Annotated in this window: 10 protein-coding genes; 1 reads left to right on the forward strand and 9 read right to left on the reverse strand. The window is 67.3% G+C overall.

What is annotated here, in order from left to right; genetic code table 11:
* Nucleotides 1-36: 36 nt before the first annotated feature.
* The 9 genes from rnr to radA form a co-directional block, all read right to left on the reverse strand.
* Nucleotides 37-2475, reverse strand: coding sequence for a ribonuclease R (rnr, locus tag ACQ5J0_RS13485; protein ID WP_462568058.1), 2439 nt, complete (start codon nt 2473-2475; stop codon nt 37-39).
* Between the two features lie 21 nt (nt 2476-2496).
* On the reverse strand, nt 2497-3846 hold the full coding sequence (locus tag ACQ5J0_RS13490; RefSeq protein ID WP_462568059.1) for a M28 family peptidase: 1350 nt from the start codon (nt 3844-3846) through the stop codon (nt 2497-2499).
* A gap of 37 nt (nt 3847-3883) precedes the next feature.
* Entirely contained in the window at nt 3884-5428 is a 1545-nt protein-coding gene (gene proS, locus ACQ5J0_RS13495) for a proline--tRNA ligase (RefSeq protein WP_462568060.1), read from the reverse strand.
* Between the two features lie 101 nt (nt 5429-5529).
* Nucleotides 5530-6090: a polyhydroxyalkanoate synthesis repressor PhaR gene (phaR, locus tag ACQ5J0_RS13500; protein ID WP_462568061.1), complete on the reverse strand. Its 561-nt coding sequence runs from the start codon at nt 6088-6090 to the stop codon at nt 5530-5532.
* 82 nt (nt 6091-6172) lie between these two features.
* Entirely contained in the window at nt 6173-7207 is a 1035-nt protein-coding gene (locus ACQ5J0_RS13505) for an alanine racemase (RefSeq protein ID WP_462568062.1), read from the reverse strand.
* Nucleotides 7200-8864, reverse strand: coding sequence for an MFS transporter (locus tag ACQ5J0_RS13510; protein ID WP_462568063.1), 1665 nt, complete (start codon nt 8862-8864; stop codon nt 7200-7202). The genes ACQ5J0_RS13505 and ACQ5J0_RS13510 overlap by 8 nt, the downstream gene beginning before the upstream one ends.
* 41 nt (nt 8865-8905) lie before the next feature.
* Nucleotides 8906-9355 carry an iron-sulfur cluster assembly scaffold protein gene (locus ACQ5J0_RS13515; protein WP_462568064.1) on the reverse strand — a complete coding sequence of 150 codons (450 nt, stop codon included), beginning with the start codon at nt 9353-9355 and terminating at the stop codon, nt 8906-8908.
* Nucleotides 9352-9891: a CvpA family protein gene (locus ACQ5J0_RS13520; RefSeq protein WP_462568065.1), complete on the reverse strand. Its 540-nt coding sequence runs from the start codon at nt 9889-9891 to the stop codon at nt 9352-9354. The genes ACQ5J0_RS13515 and ACQ5J0_RS13520 overlap by 4 nt, the downstream gene beginning before the upstream one ends.
* A 21-nt stretch (nt 9892-9912) precedes the next feature.
* Nucleotides 9913-11280: a DNA repair protein RadA gene (gene radA / locus ACQ5J0_RS13525; protein ID WP_462568067.1), complete on the reverse strand. Its 1368-nt coding sequence runs from the start codon at nt 11278-11280 to the stop codon at nt 9913-9915.
* A gap of 71 nt (nt 11281-11351) precedes the next feature.
* Here radA and ACQ5J0_RS13530 point away from each other — a divergent pair, with 71 nt between their 5' ends.
* Nucleotides 11352-13670, forward strand: a complete 2319-nt coding sequence (locus ACQ5J0_RS13530) for a patatin-like protein (RefSeq protein WP_462568068.1) — start codon at nt 11352-11354, stop codon at nt 13668-13670.
* Nucleotide 13671 lies beyond the last annotated feature (1 nt).

Consider the following 13671-nt stretch of genomic DNA (forward strand, 5'->3'; position numbering starts at 1 on the left):
GCTGTTCCGGGCCGAGGCGCCGCCGGCCGCGCGGCGCTACGGCTTCTTGCGGCCCTGGTGACGGATGTTCGCGGGCCTGCCTCGCTGGCCCTGCGCATGCTGGCCCGTTGCTGGCTTGCCCCGAGAGGATTTGCCCTCGGCGGATTTGCCCTGAGCCGATTTACCGACAGCGGGTTTGCCTTGGTTGGATTTGCCCGAACCGGGCTTGCCTCTAGGCGCACCGCCCTTGCCTCTGGGCGGGCCGTTCTTGCCGCCGCCCCACCCACCATGCTTTTTGCGTCCGTCGTCGCGCCGGCCGCGCGGTTCGATACCCTTGCCTTCCGACTCGGGCACTTCGAACTTCAGCGCGCCGGTCAGCGCATTGGCTTCGGCGAGCGTCAGCTTGAGCTTGTCGCCCACCGAATAGCTGGTGCCGCTGCCCTCGCCCGTGAGCGTCTGCGAGGCCTCGTCGTAGCGGAAATATTCGCGTCCCAGCGTCGAGACCGGGACCAGCCCGTCGCCGCCGAGCTTTTCGATCGTGGCGAAAAAGCCGAAGCCCTGCACCCCGGTGACACGGGTGTCGAAAGTCTCGCCGACGCGGCCCGAGAGCCAGGCGGCGACATAGCGGTCGATAGTGTCGCGCTCGGCTTCCATCGCGCGGCGCTCGGTCTGGCTGATCGCATCGCTGATCGCCTGCAGCGAATCGCGGTCGCGGTCGGCGAGCCCGCTGCCCGCGGGCAGCCCGCCGCCCGGCTTGGGCTGTTCGAGCTTGTAGGCATCCACCAGCGCGCGGTGGACCAGGAGGTCGGCATAGCGGCGGATCGGCGAGGTGAAATGCGCGTAGGAGCCCAGCGACAGTCCAAAGTGCCCGGCGTTGGCGGGGCCGTAATAGGCCTGCGTCTGGCTCCGCAGCACGGCTTCCATCACCAGCACCTTTTCGGCCTCGTCGGTGACATCCTTGAGCAGGCGGTTGAACAGGCTGGGGGTGATCACCTGGCCGAGCGCGATCTTGCGGCCCTGGGTCGCCATGTATTCGCGCAGCGCGATGAGCTTCTCGCGGCTCGGCGGTTCGTGGATGCGATAGACCACAGGAGCGGTCTTGGCCTCCAGCGCCTTGGCGGCGGCGACATTGGCGGCGATCATGAAATCCTCGACCACGCGATGGGCATCGAGCCGTTCGCGCACCGCGATCTCCTCGATCTGGCCCTTGTCGTTCAATCGCACCTGCCGCTCGGGCAGGTCGAGCTCGAGCGGATCGCGCGCGGTCCGGGCCTCGTGGAGCAGCTTCCACGCGCCCCACAGATGCATCAGGAATTCGGGCGCGTCCCTGCTGTCGATCGCGGCCTGCGCATCCTCGTAGGCGATGTTGCGCGCCAGCCGGACGATGGCGCGGGTAAAGCGCCATTCGGTGATCTGGCCTTTGGGAGAGATCCGCAGGTGGCAGGCCATCGCGGCGCGGTCGACATCCTGCTTGAGCGAGCAGACATCGGCGCTGAGCACTTCGGGCAGCATCGGCACGACCTGATCGGGGAAATAGACCGAATTGCCGCGCTTGCGCGCTTCCTTGTCGAGCGCGCCGCCGGGACGGACGTAGAAGGCGACATCGGCGATGGCGACGATCGCGCGGTAGCCGCCCTCTCCATCGGGTTCGGCCCAGATCGCGTCGTCGTGATCGCGCGCATCGGCGGGGTCGATCGCCACGATCGGGACCCCGCGCAGATCCTCGCGTTTGTCTTCGGAGAGCGGCAGCTTGGCGGCCTGCTTGGCCTCTTCCACGACCTCGCCGGGAAAGACATGCGGGATGCCGTGCTTGGCGATGGCGATCATGCTGAAGCTCTTGGGCGCCAGCGGATCGCCGACGACCTCGACCACCTTGACCCCGACGCGCGGCGAATTGCCGGTGCGCTCGACGATCACCAGCTCGCCATCCTCGGCGCCGCCGAGATCGGAGATGGGCGAGGAATTGCGGATCTTCTTGTCCACCGGCGCGAGCCAGGCCTTGCCCGCCTGGTCGATCTCGACAACCCCCATCAGCCCTTCGCTGCGGGCGGGCAGCTTCTTCATCGGGTGGGCGCGCCAGCCGTGCTCGGTCTGTTCGGTGCGCGCGAGGATCCGGTCGCCGCGTTTCAAAGTGCCGTGCTTCTTGCTTTCCTTGACCAGCAGCCGTTGGGGCTTGGCTTCGGCTTCGTCATCGCCGTCCTTGCTCTCGGGTTCGGCATAGAGTTCGCCATCCTCGATCGAGACGATCTTGAGCACCGTCACCTTGGGCAGGTCGCCCGAACGGTGATAGGCAGTGCGCTTGCCCTCGATCAGCCCGTCTTCGGCCATCTGCTTGAGGCGCTTCTTGAGCGCGATCTTTTCCTGACCCTTCAATCCGAAGGCCTTGGCGATCTCGCGCTTGCCCGCCGCTCCATCGTAGCTCTGGATGAACTCGATGATCTCGGTCTGGGAGGGCATGCCGGCGGTGCGGCTATTGTTTTCGTTTTTCTTATTCATCCGGCCCATATGGGGTCGCCTCTAGTCGCTGTCATCCTCTTCGACGGCGACGGGGGCGAATTGCCCCGCCGGAACGGCGCTGGCGACAGGGCTGCAGACGCCTTGCGCGGAGCAGGCGTTGACCCCGAAGAACCAGTCGTCGCCGCGCACCGCGGCCAGATCGACCCGCAGGTCGGCGGAGCTGGGGACGACTGCCTGCGGTTCGGCTTCCCAATAGGGTTGGTCCGTCCGGCGGCGATAGACTTCGTAGCTGGCTGCGCCGGGAACGGGTTGCCATTCGATCAGCGTCGAAGTGCGCACCGCAGCCTGCGCGGTCGGCGCCGGCGGCAGGGGTACGGACGCTAGCAGGTCGAGCGCGCGGACGTTGAGCTGCGTTACCTTGGCGAGATAGGCGAAATCCATCTCGTCCACAGTGTCGCCGTAAACCGTGCCATCCTCGGTGCGCAGGTCCTGGTGCTGGTGGTCGTAATCTTCGACCGCGACGCTGAAGCGCACTGCCGGATAGCCCGCTTCGAGGAAGGGGATCTGGTCCCCGCCCCGCCCCATGCGATCGACCCGCCAGATCTGGCGGACATCAAGACCGACCTCGTCCTGCGCGGCGATGGCGTCGATCCAGCGCGAAAGATTGCGGCTGGGGGAATCGTTCTCGCCGCCTTCGCGGCGCTGCGCAGCGCGCAGGGGATCGGTGAGATCGGCACGCGGGCCCTCCGAGAACACCCGGACGTGATCGGGATCGCAATAGCCGTCGCTGCCGCAGCTGTTGCCGACGACATCATTGTTGAGCACAGCCTTGACCGTAAAACCCTGTTGCCTGGCCCAATCCGCCAGCAGCGTCCCGCCGTAGAGCCCCTGCTCCTCGCCCGAAAGCAGCGCATAGATGATCGTGGTCGGGTAGGTTTCGCCGCTCAGTGCGCGTGCGGCTTCGAGGACCAGTGCGCTCCCCGACGCGTTGTCGTTTGCGCCGGGAGCGTCGCTGGCGAAATCCGCCACATCCGAGACCCTGCTGTCGATATGGGCCTGGACGATGACGACTTCATCGGGTCGTTCGCTGCCGCGCTGGATGGCGACGGCATTGCGCAGCCGCGTCGGCGTCGGAACGCGGCGGCCCTCGATCATCGTTTCGGGCAGCACCACTTCGAGGCAATTGCCGCAGGCTGCGGAGATGCGCCCGAATTCGGCGGCTCCCCAGTCCACCGCCGCACCGATCCCGCGTTCGGGATCGGTCTGGCTCGATAATGTATGGCGAGTGCCGAAGGAGACGAGCTTCTCGACATCGGCCCGCAGGCGGTCCGCGGAGACCTCGCCAGCGGGCGGGGTCTGTGCGGCGAGTGGGCTTGCGAGGAAGGCGGCGACCAAGGCTAGTTTTTTCATCCGCCGGGGTCTCCACCAGATCGCGCCCGGGCGCAAGTCAGTAGGCGCGCGCCAGCAGCACCCGTTCGACCGCGGGTTCACCGGTGAAGATGCAGGTCCCATCGGCGGGCAGCGCATCGATCGGCACGTTGCGCACCGTCAGCTTGAGCGCCTTCAGCCGCTCGACCACCGCATCGAGCGCGGGGCCGGTGGGCTTGGACCATTGCACCTCGAGCCAGCCGGGGTAGCGCTGGTCCTCGGCGAAATGCGCCTCGACCGTCTCCATGCCGGTCACATTGCGGGTGATATTGGACTCGCGGCGTTCGCTTGCCTCGGACAACAGCCCGGCCTGGATCTCGGCAAGCATAGCGGGCAGCGATTGTGCCAGCGCTTCGCGCGCGGGGTTCGCGAAGGCGGGCTTGCCGCTGGCGGCGTCCCACAGGCCGTCGCGGCGCAGCAGCGAGACCACGCCCTGCTCCATGTCGCGCCCGCCGACCTCGACGATCACCGGTGCGCCCTTGCGGACCCAGTCCCAGCGCTTGGCGGCAGCCTTGCCGGGCTTGGTGTCGAGCAGCACGCGAACAGGCTCCCCGAAACCGCGCTCGGCTGCCAGCATGGCGCGCAATTCCTCGCAATAGGCGAGCAGCGCCTCGTCCTCGGGCTTGTCGCGCAGCATCGGCAGGATCACCACCTGCCAGGGCGCGATCTGCGGCGGCACGCGCAAGCCGTCGTCGTCGCCATGGGTCATAATGATCGCTCCCACCATCCGGGTCGAGACGCCCCAGCTGGTGGTGTGACAATAGGTCTGACCGCCATCCTTGTCCTGGAACTGGATGCCGCTGGCGCGAGCGAAATTCTCGCCGAGATAATGGCTGGTGCCGGCCTGCAGCGCCTTGCCGTCCTGCATCATCGCCTCGATCGACCAGGTCTCGACCGCGCCGGGGAAGCGCTCGTTCTCGGGCTTCTCGCCGGCGACGACCGGGAGGGCGAGATCGTCCTCGGCGAAAGCGCGGTAGACCTCGAGCATCCGCAGCGTGTGCTCGCGCGCCTCGGTCTCGTCGGCATGCGCGGTGTGGCCTTCCTGCCAGAGGAACTCGCTGGTTCGCAGGAACATGCGAGTGCGCATTTCCCAGCGCACGACATTGGCCCATTGGTTGAGCTTCAGGGGCAGGTCGCGCCAGCTGCGGATCCAGCGCGCCATGGCATCGCCGAAGATGGTTTCCGAAGTCGGACGGACCACCAACGGCTCTTCGAGCTTCGCCTCGGGATCGGGGACCAGCCCGCCGGTCTTGCCGGCGATCAGCCGGTGGTGGGTGACCACCGCCATTTCCTTGGCGAAGCCCTCGACATGCTCGGCCTCGCGCTCGAAATTGGCGAGCGGGATGAACAGCGGGAAATAGACGTTTTCGTGACCGGTCGCCTTGATCCGGTCGTCGAGCAGCCGCTGCATCCGTTCCCAGATCCCGAAGCCCCAGGGCTTGATCACCATGCAGCCGCGTACGCCCGATTCCTCGGCCATATCGGCGGCGGCGATGACTTCCTGGTACCAGGCGGCGAAATCATCGGCGCGGCGGGCGGTCAGGGCGTGGCGAATCTCGGCCATCGGGCAATCTCGTTCATTGAAGGGTTGTCGCCGCAGCCCCTAGCCGCAGCCGTCGAGGCTAGTCGAGCCGGGTTTTGTTCCGCAGTCGGGATTGGCGGCTTTTAGCTGTCGAGCTCGTCGAGCTTCTTCTGCATCGCCGCCATCTGTTCGCGCATCTGTGCCAGCTCGTCTTTCGAGGCAGGCTTGGTGGCGGGGGGCTTGGTTGTCGATGGCTTGCTGCCCGGCATAAAGACCTCGGCGGCGCCCTGCATCAGCTTGAGATTGGTTTCGACCATCCTCGCCATGGGGTTGGCCTCGACGCCCTTCTGGAACGCCTCCTGCAACTGCTCGCGGTTCTTGCGGAAGCTGGTCATGCTGGCTTCGAGATAGCTGGGCATCATCGCCTGCATCGAATTGCCATACATCGAGATCAGGTCGCGCAGGAAGCTGACCGGGAGCATCTGCTCGCCGGTGCTTTCCTGCTCGACGATGATCTGCGTTAGGATGGTGTGAGTGATGTCGTCGCCGCTTTTGGCATCGATCACCGAGAAGTCGACGTTTTCGCGCGTCATCTTCGCAAGATCGTCGAGCGTGATGTAGCTCGAGGTGTCGGTGTTGTAGAGCCGCCGGTTGGCGTATTTCTTGATGACGATGGGGCCGCCATCGCTCGTGCGCTTGGCCATATCGGAAAATACCTCTCTCTGCCTCCATGCTGCATTAGCACCTGCACAATGTGCAGCGCAACAAGGGCGACGAAAGGCGCGCTCAACCGAAGCGATCGCCCAGCACGGTCAGCAATTCATATTGTGAAAGAGTGGTTTGCCGCGCAGCATCGGGGAGATGGTACGGCAGCGCGACCCAGTCGCCCGCTGCGAGGTCGGGGGCCTCCGCGAGGTCGATCACCATCATGTCCATCGACACCTTCCCCAGGATCGGGAGGCGGCGTTCGCCATGCGCGAAATGCGCCCCGCCCCAGCTACGCAGCACGCCATCGGCATAGCCGAGCGAAACCACCCCCACCCGCATCGGGGCAGGCGCGGTGAAGGTGGCGTTGTAGCCGACACTGGCACCCGCAGGGACATCGCGGACCTGGAGCAGCGCGGCTTCGGGGGAGGCGACCTGGCGAATGGTCTCGGCGAATTCGGACCGCGGAACGCCGCCGTAGAGCGCAAGTCCCGGGCGGGTGAGATCGAAATGGTAGTCATGACGCAGCGCGATCCCGGCGCTGTTGGCGAGGCTCGCCTCGCGATGCGCGACCAGCGGGATCGCCGCCCGGAAAGCGGCGAGCTGGCGCGCGTTCATCGCGCTGTCCTCGTCGGCGCAGGCGAGATGCGACATCAGCATCTCGATATCGAGGCTCTGGATCAATGGATCGGCGAGCTCCTCGGGCGCGATGCCGAGCCGGTTGATGCCGGTGTCCACCATCAGGTCGCAGCGCCCGCCCCCGCTTTCGCACCAGACCCGCGCCTGATGCAGGCTGTCGATCACCGGGCGCACCCCCGTGGCGCGGGCATAGGTGGCCTGAGCGGTGTTGAGCACGCCGTGTAGCACCGAGAGCTGCGCCGGCGGGACATGCGCCAGCACCGCTTCGACCTCGGACCAATGTGCGACGAAGAAATCCCTGCAGCCGGCCTCGCGCAGCACGGGCAGGCAACGCTCGACCCCGAGGCCGTAGCAATCGGCCTTGACCGCCGCCCCGGCGCGGGCGCGGCCCGACATCGCGTCGAGCGTGCGCCAGTTGGCGGCGAGCGCGGCTTCGTCGAGCCGGAGCCGGAGCGTGGATGGCGGCACCTCAGCCACGGCTGGCGGGTTCGTCCGAGAAATCGCGCGGTGGGCCGCCGGGGAGGCCCCACCAGACCACCACCAGACCCAGAGCGACGACCGCCCAGGTGTACCACAGCCCGGCATAGACATCGCCCGAACGCGCGACGATGATGCCCGCGATCAGCGGCAGGAACCCACCGAGGTAACCTGCGGCGATATGATAGGGGATCGACATCGAGCTGTAGCGGATCCGCGGCGGAAACAGTTCGGCGAGCAGCGCCGCGACCGAGCCATAGGTCAGCGCGGAAAGCATGCCGAGCACCAGCAGCAGTGCCACGATGCCGAGGATATTCGCCGGTGGCGGTGCCTGGCGCGCAAAATCGAAACCCTGCGCAGTCAAAGCCGCCTGTAGCCCGTCGCGCCTTGCGGTACCGTCCTCGAACCATGCGGACTGCAGCCTGATCGCCTCGCCGCCGACAATCAGCGACAGCGCCGAGGCCGGTTCGACGCTGTAGGCCACCCCGCTCGCGGTCAGCGTCTCGAGCAGCATGCCGCACCGGCTCTGCTCGCGGTCGAACAATTCGGCAAAGGGGTCGGTCGAACACTCGCTCCCCGCGACCACCACGGGGTTGTCGCGTGCCGCCTCGGCGAGCCCCGGGTTGGCGAGGCTGCCCATGCCCCAGAAGATCGGGAACAGCAGCACCAAGCTGAGCAGCGCGCCGATCACGATCGGGCGGCGGCGACCGATCCGGTCCGACCAGCGCCCGACCACCACGTAGAAGCTCATCGCGATCAGCCCGGCCACGAGCAGCATCCATTCGACCACGCTCTCCTCGAGCCGCATCGGGCCGCGCAGGAAGGACAGGCCGGAGAAAAAGGCGGTGTACCAGATCGTCGTCAGAATGCCTGTGACCGCGAAAGCGATCAGCAGCCGGCGCTTGTTGCCGGGATAGGTGAAGCTCTCGACGAAGGGATTGCCGGCGGTTTCGCCTGTCGCCTTCATCGCCTGGAACACCGGGCTTTCGGACAGTTTGAGCCGCATCCACAGCGAGATCGCCAGCAGGATCAGCGACAGCAGGAAGGGCATGCGCCAGCCCCACTCTGCAAACTCCGCCTCGCTGAAGGCCGCGCGGCAGGCGATCACCACCGCTATAGAAAGCACGAAGCCGCCGACCACGCTGGCCTGAATGAAGCCCGTGTAGAAGCCGCGTTTTTCGGGCGGGGCGTGTTCGGCGACATAGATCGCGGCCCCGCCATATTCGCCGCCCAGCGCCAGCCCCTGCAGGATGCGCAGACCGATGACGATGATCGGCGCGGCGATGCCGATGCTGGCCGCGGTGGGGATCATGCCGACGCCCGCGGTCGCGACACCCATCAGCGTGACGGTGACGAGAAAGGTGTATTTGCGCCCCAACCGGTCGCCGAGAAAGCCGAACAGGATCGCGCCCAGCGGGCGGAACCCGAAGCCCACCGCGAAGCCCGCCCAGACCAGCAGAATCTGCAGCGTCTCGTTGTCGCTGGGAAAGAAGGCGGCGCCGATCAGCCCGGCGAGCGTGCCGTAGATGAAGAAATCATACCATTCGAAGATCGTCCCCGCCGAACTCGCGGCGATGACGAGGCGGATCTCCTTCTCGCTGGGTTCGCGCAGCGCGGGTGTCGGCGTGAGATCGCCCGCATCGGTGCTGGTGGCCATGCCCTCTCCCCTCCCCGGTTGTCGCAGGCTTCGCGCGGGAGTTAGCGCGCGGGGGCGCGCTTGGAAAGCGCGGCCAGCGCGGCTCTCCACGGCAGGCGGATCGCCTCGTGCCGACCGGCATGCGGCAGCGCCGGCTCGAGCGCTTCGAGCCCGGGCCAGACGGGGCGTTCGCCGGAACCGTTCAGCCAGCCATCAATTCCGGCCAGGCTGCGCTCCAGCGATGCTGCATCGCGGCCATGCGCGTGCTTCGCGAAGATCGCAGCCGATGCCTGCCCGACCGCGCAGGCGCTCACCCGCATCCCGAACTCGACAATCGCGCCGTCGTCATCGGTCGTGCAGCCAAGCACGAGCGTGCTGCCGCAGCTCCGCGAACGTGCTTCGCCGCGCAGCGCCATTGCGTCGATGAGGGGATATTCGGCCAGTTCGACCGCGAGCCCGAGCAGCGCGGGCGAGTAGAGCGCGCCCGGGCGCAGCGGGGCCACCGCGCTCATGCTTCGTCGTCGGCCGCTTCGGCAGCCTCGCGTTCGTCGCGCAATTGCGCGCGCTGCTCGGCGACCATTTCGACCATGCTGCGCGAACTGGCATCGACGAAATCGTAGGAGCGGGCACCCGAAATCCAGTCGGGGCGGCCCTTGAACCCCCAGACGCTGTCGTAGCCCAGCACCAGCAGCGAGAAGGCGATCACCACGATCACCGCGCCTTTCAGCGCGCCGAAGCCGAACCCGAGCACGCGGTCGATCGGACCCATCACCGAACCGCGCGAGGCGCCGCTGACATTGCCAGCGATGACCTTCATCGCCGCATAGGGGATCAGCAGCAGGAGCGCGAACGCGAGCACGGCGGTGGTGATGTCACGCCCGGTGTAATCGGCCAGCGCCTCGGTCAGCGGGGAGTGGAGGAAGCGGATCTCGAAGATTGCTAGCGTCCAGGCGACGAGCGAAAACACTTCCTGCACGAAACCGCGCATGAAGCCGCCGGTGGCCGCTACGCCGACGATGATTAGCACTATCCAGTCGAAACCCGTCATCACGCTTCCAAGGCAGAAGGACTATGTACCCCCCATGACGCGGTCGACGAGAATGGGCAACTGGCCAACCTCGCGATATTCCAGCTTGGCAGAGGCGTGATCGACGTCGCGCGGTCCGAACCCGCGCTCGAAACCCAGCTTGGCCGCCTCGCGCAGCCGCAGCGGGGCATGCGCGACCGAGCGGATCTCGCCCGCGAGCGAGACCTCCCCCAGCCAGACGCTGCGCGCGGGCAGCGGCTTGTCGGCGAGCGCGCTGACCAGCGCTGCGGCGACCGCCAGATCGGCGGCGGGATCGGACAGGCGGTATCCCCCGGCGACATTGAGATAGACCTCCGCCGAGCTGAAGTTGAGCCCGCAGCGCGCCTCGAGCACCGCCAGCAGCATCGCCATCCGGCCATTGTCCCACCCCACCACCGCGCGGCGCGGGGTGGCGCCCGACTGTAGGCGGACGATCAGCGCCTGGATCTCGACCAGTACCGGCCTGGTACCCTCCATCGCCGGGAACACCGCGCTGCCCGCGAGTTGCTCCTGCCGCCCCGAAAGGAACAGCATCGAGGGGTTGGCGACTTCCTCCAGCCCGTCGCCCGCCATCGAGAACACGCCGATCTCGTCGACCGCGCCGAAGCGGTTCTTGAGCGCGCGCAGGATACGGTACTGGTGGCTGCGCTCGCCCTCGAAGCTCATCACGACATCGACCATATGCTCGAGCACGCGCGGGCCGGCGATCGAACCGTCCTTTGTGACATGGCCGACGAGGACCAGCGCGACGCCGTTTTCCTTGGCGTAGCGGATCAGTTCGAAGGCGCAGCCGCGCACCTGGCTGACAGTGCCGGGCGCGCCTTCGATGCTGTCCGAATGCATGGTCTGGATCGAATCGATCACCAGCAGCGCGGGCGGTTCGCCCTGCCCCAGCGTGGTGAGGATATCGCGCACGCTTGTGGCGGCCGCGAGCCGCACCGGAGCATCCGCCAGCCCGAGCCGGCCGGCGCGCATCCGCACCTGCGCTGTGGCTTCCTCGCCGCTGACATAGATGCAGGGCTTGCCTGCGCGCGCGACTGCGGCCGCAGCCTGGAGCAGCAGCGTCGATTTGCCGATCCCGGGATCGCCGCCCATCAGGATTGCCGAGCCGGGCACCAGCCCGCCTCCAAGCGCGCGGTCGAATTCCGCCAGCCCGGTGGTTGCGCGCACCGGCAGGGCGCCGGGCTTGTCGAGCGAGACGAACTCGATCCCGCGCCCCCCGCTCGACAGATCGTGCTTCTGCGCGAACACCGTGGCGGGCGCGTCCTCGACCAGCGTGTTCCATTCCGCGCAATCGGGGCATTGCCCCTGCCAGCGGTGCGAGACGCTGCCACAGGCCTGGCAGACATAGCGGCGTTTGGGTTTGGCCATGACGGCGCGATAACCGGAACGTTTCAGGAACGCAATTGCCTTCGCCGCGCGGCTGCGCCACTGTCGCCGCGATGCGGCAAAAAGAACTCAGGATAGCGCTGGTCTGTTACGGCGGGGTCAGCCTCGCGGTCTATATGCACGGGGTCACCAAAGAGGTCTGGCACCTCGCACGCGCCAGCCGCGCTTATCACAGCGGCAGCGAGAAGCCCGGCGGGGTTGCGGGTGTCTATCGCGAACTGCTCGAGCATATCGAGGCCGAGCGGCAGCTGCGGCTGCGCGTGCTCCCCGACATTCTCACCGGCGCGAGCGCGGGCGGGATCAACGCGGTCTTTCTCGCCCAGGCGGTGCATTCGGGCTATTCGCTCGACCCGCTGACCGAGCTCTGGCTCGATATGGCCGATGTCGACGAACTGGTCGATTCCGATGCCCGCCCGATGTGGCGCTTCGCCAAGTTCTGGACCCAGCCGCTGGTGCGCTGGGTGCTCAGCCGGCCCGACAATCTGGTCAGCGAGAGCGTGGCCCCGGAGACGCGCGACGAGGTCCGCCGCAAGGTCTCGCGCTTCATGCGCGGGCGCTGGTTCGAACCGCCGTTCAGCGGCTCGGGGTTTTCGGCGCTGCTCGAGCGCGCATTCGCCGCAATGGCGCGGACCGAACCCGAGGCGCCGCTGCTGCCGCCGCGGCACCCGCTCGACCTGTTCGTCACCGCCACCGATTTCCACGGCCACCTCTCGCTGCTGCGGCTCAACAGCCCCCCGGTGGTGGAGGAAAGCGAGCATCGCATGCCGATCGATTTCCGCAGCCGGACGCCCTGTTCGGGCGGCCAGAATTTCGCCGATCCGGTCGAGCTGGTGTTTGCCGCGCGCGCCACCGCCAGCTTCCCCGGCGCCTTCCCGCCGCTGCAGGTCGCGGAAATCGACGAGCTGGCGGAAAAGACCGGGCGTGCCTGGATCAACCGCCAGAATTTCCTCGAACGGATCATGCCGGTCCACCTGCGCAACGACACGATCGACCGGGTGTCGCTGATCGACGGCTCGGTGCTGGTCAACAAGCCCTTCGAGGGTGCGATCGCGGCGCTGCAGGGGCGCCCCGCGCAGCGCGAGGTCGACCGCCGCTTCGTCTATGTCGACCCGCGCCCCGACCGCTCGGGCGCGTCGCGCGAGATCGAAAGCAAGCCGGTGGGGTTCTTCTCGGCAATCCTCGGATCGCTCTCCGCCATCCCGCGCGAGCAGCCGATCCGCGACAATCTCGAAGCGCTCGAGATGCAGAGCCGCGAGGCGCTGCGGCTGCGGCGGATCGTCACGCGGCTGCGTCCCGATGTGGAAGGTGCGGTCGACCGGCTGTTCGGGCGCACGCTGTTCCTCGACAAGCCCACCGCACGGCGGCTGAGCAACTGGCGCCAGCGCGCGCAGACCGCGGCGGCGGAACAGGCGGGTTACGCCTTCCAGTCCTACGCCCAAACCAAGGTCTCGGGCATCGTCGCCCGGCTCGCCAGGCTGACGCTCGAGGCGGCGCCGCAACTGGGCCTGCCCGATGCGCAGGGGATCGAGGCGGTATTCCGCCAGGAGCTGGCGAGGCGCGGGCTCGAAAGCCTCTCGGCACCCGGCGGCGGCGCGCATGAGGGCGCGATCGCCTTTTTCCGCGCGCACGACCTGGGGTTTCGCATCCGCCGCCTGCGATTGCTGGCGCAGCGACTGGCGCGCGACTGGGAGGCCGATCCCGACATTCCCGACGCTGCGCTGGAGACCGCGCGCGATGCGCTCTACGGGATATTGGCGCTCTATTTCGACCGCGAGGGGCTTGGCTCGCTCGGTCCGGATTTCGGCGAGCTGGCCCAGAATGTGCTTCAGAACCCCGCGGCCGTGCTCGATCATCTCGAGAACAACCGGCTGCTGCCGCAGGTCGACGACGAGGCGGAACTGCTGCTCGCCGAGGCGCTGGCGCAGATGCCAAAGGACCTCAAGCGGCGGATGCTGCTGACCTATCTGGGGTTTCCCTATTACGATGTGGCGACGCTGGCGCTGCTGCGCGACGAGGGACTGTCGGAATTCGATCCCGCCAAGGTCGATCGCATCTCGCCCGAGGATGCGCGCAGCATACGCGAAGGCGGCACCCGTGCGACCTTGCGCGGGACCGAGTTCTACAATTTCGGTGCCTTCTTCAGCCGTGCCTATCGCGAGAACGATTATCTCTGGGGCCGGCTCCACGGCGCCGAGCGGATGATCGACCTGGTCGGCTCCACGCTCGAGGACCGGCTCCCCGAGGAGGAAACCCGCAGTTTCAAACGCGCCGCCTTCCTCGCCATTCTCGACGAGGAAGACGCGGCGGGTCGGTGTTCGGCCGGGCTGATCGATTCGCTGCGCGGCGAGATCGCCGAGCGGATGCCCGAATAGC

It is taken from the genome of Qipengyuania sp. SM2512 (assembly GCF_054954005.1).

What these genes read in the sequence shown, in the direction of transcription:
- rnr (WP_462568058.1), bottom strand. Translation starts at nt 2,475, where the DNA reads ATGAATAAGAAAAACGAAAACAATAGCCGCACCGCCGGCATGCCCTCC.
- ACQ5J0_RS13490 (WP_462568059.1), bottom strand. Translation starts at nt 3,846, where the DNA reads ATGAAAAAACTAGCCTTGGTCGCCGCCTTCCTCGCAAGCCCACTCGCC.
- proS (WP_462568060.1), bottom strand. Translation starts at nt 5,428, where the DNA reads ATGGCCGAGATTCGCCACGCCCTGACCGCCCGCCGCGCCGATGATTTC.
- phaR (WP_462568061.1), bottom strand. Translation starts at nt 6,090, where the DNA reads ATGGCCAAGCGCACGAGCGATGGCGGCCCCATCGTCATCAAGAAATAC.
- ACQ5J0_RS13510 (WP_462568063.1), bottom strand. Translation starts at nt 8,864, where the DNA reads ATGGCCACCAGCACCGATGCGGGCGATCTCACGCCGACACCCGCGCTG.
- ACQ5J0_RS13515 (WP_462568064.1), bottom strand. Translation starts at nt 9,355, where the DNA reads ATGAGCGCGGTGGCCCCGCTGCGCCCGGGCGCGCTCTACTCGCCCGCG.
- ACQ5J0_RS13520 (WP_462568065.1), bottom strand. Translation starts at nt 9,891, where the DNA reads ATGACGGGTTTCGACTGGATAGTGCTAATCATCGTCGGCGTAGCGGCC.
- radA (WP_462568067.1), bottom strand. Translation starts at nt 11,280, where the DNA reads ATGGCCAAACCCAAACGCCGCTATGTCTGCCAGGCCTGTGGCAGCGTC.
- ACQ5J0_RS13530 (WP_462568068.1), top strand. Translation starts at nt 11,352, where the DNA reads ATGCGGCAAAAAGAACTCAGGATAGCGCTGGTCTGTTACGGCGGGGTC.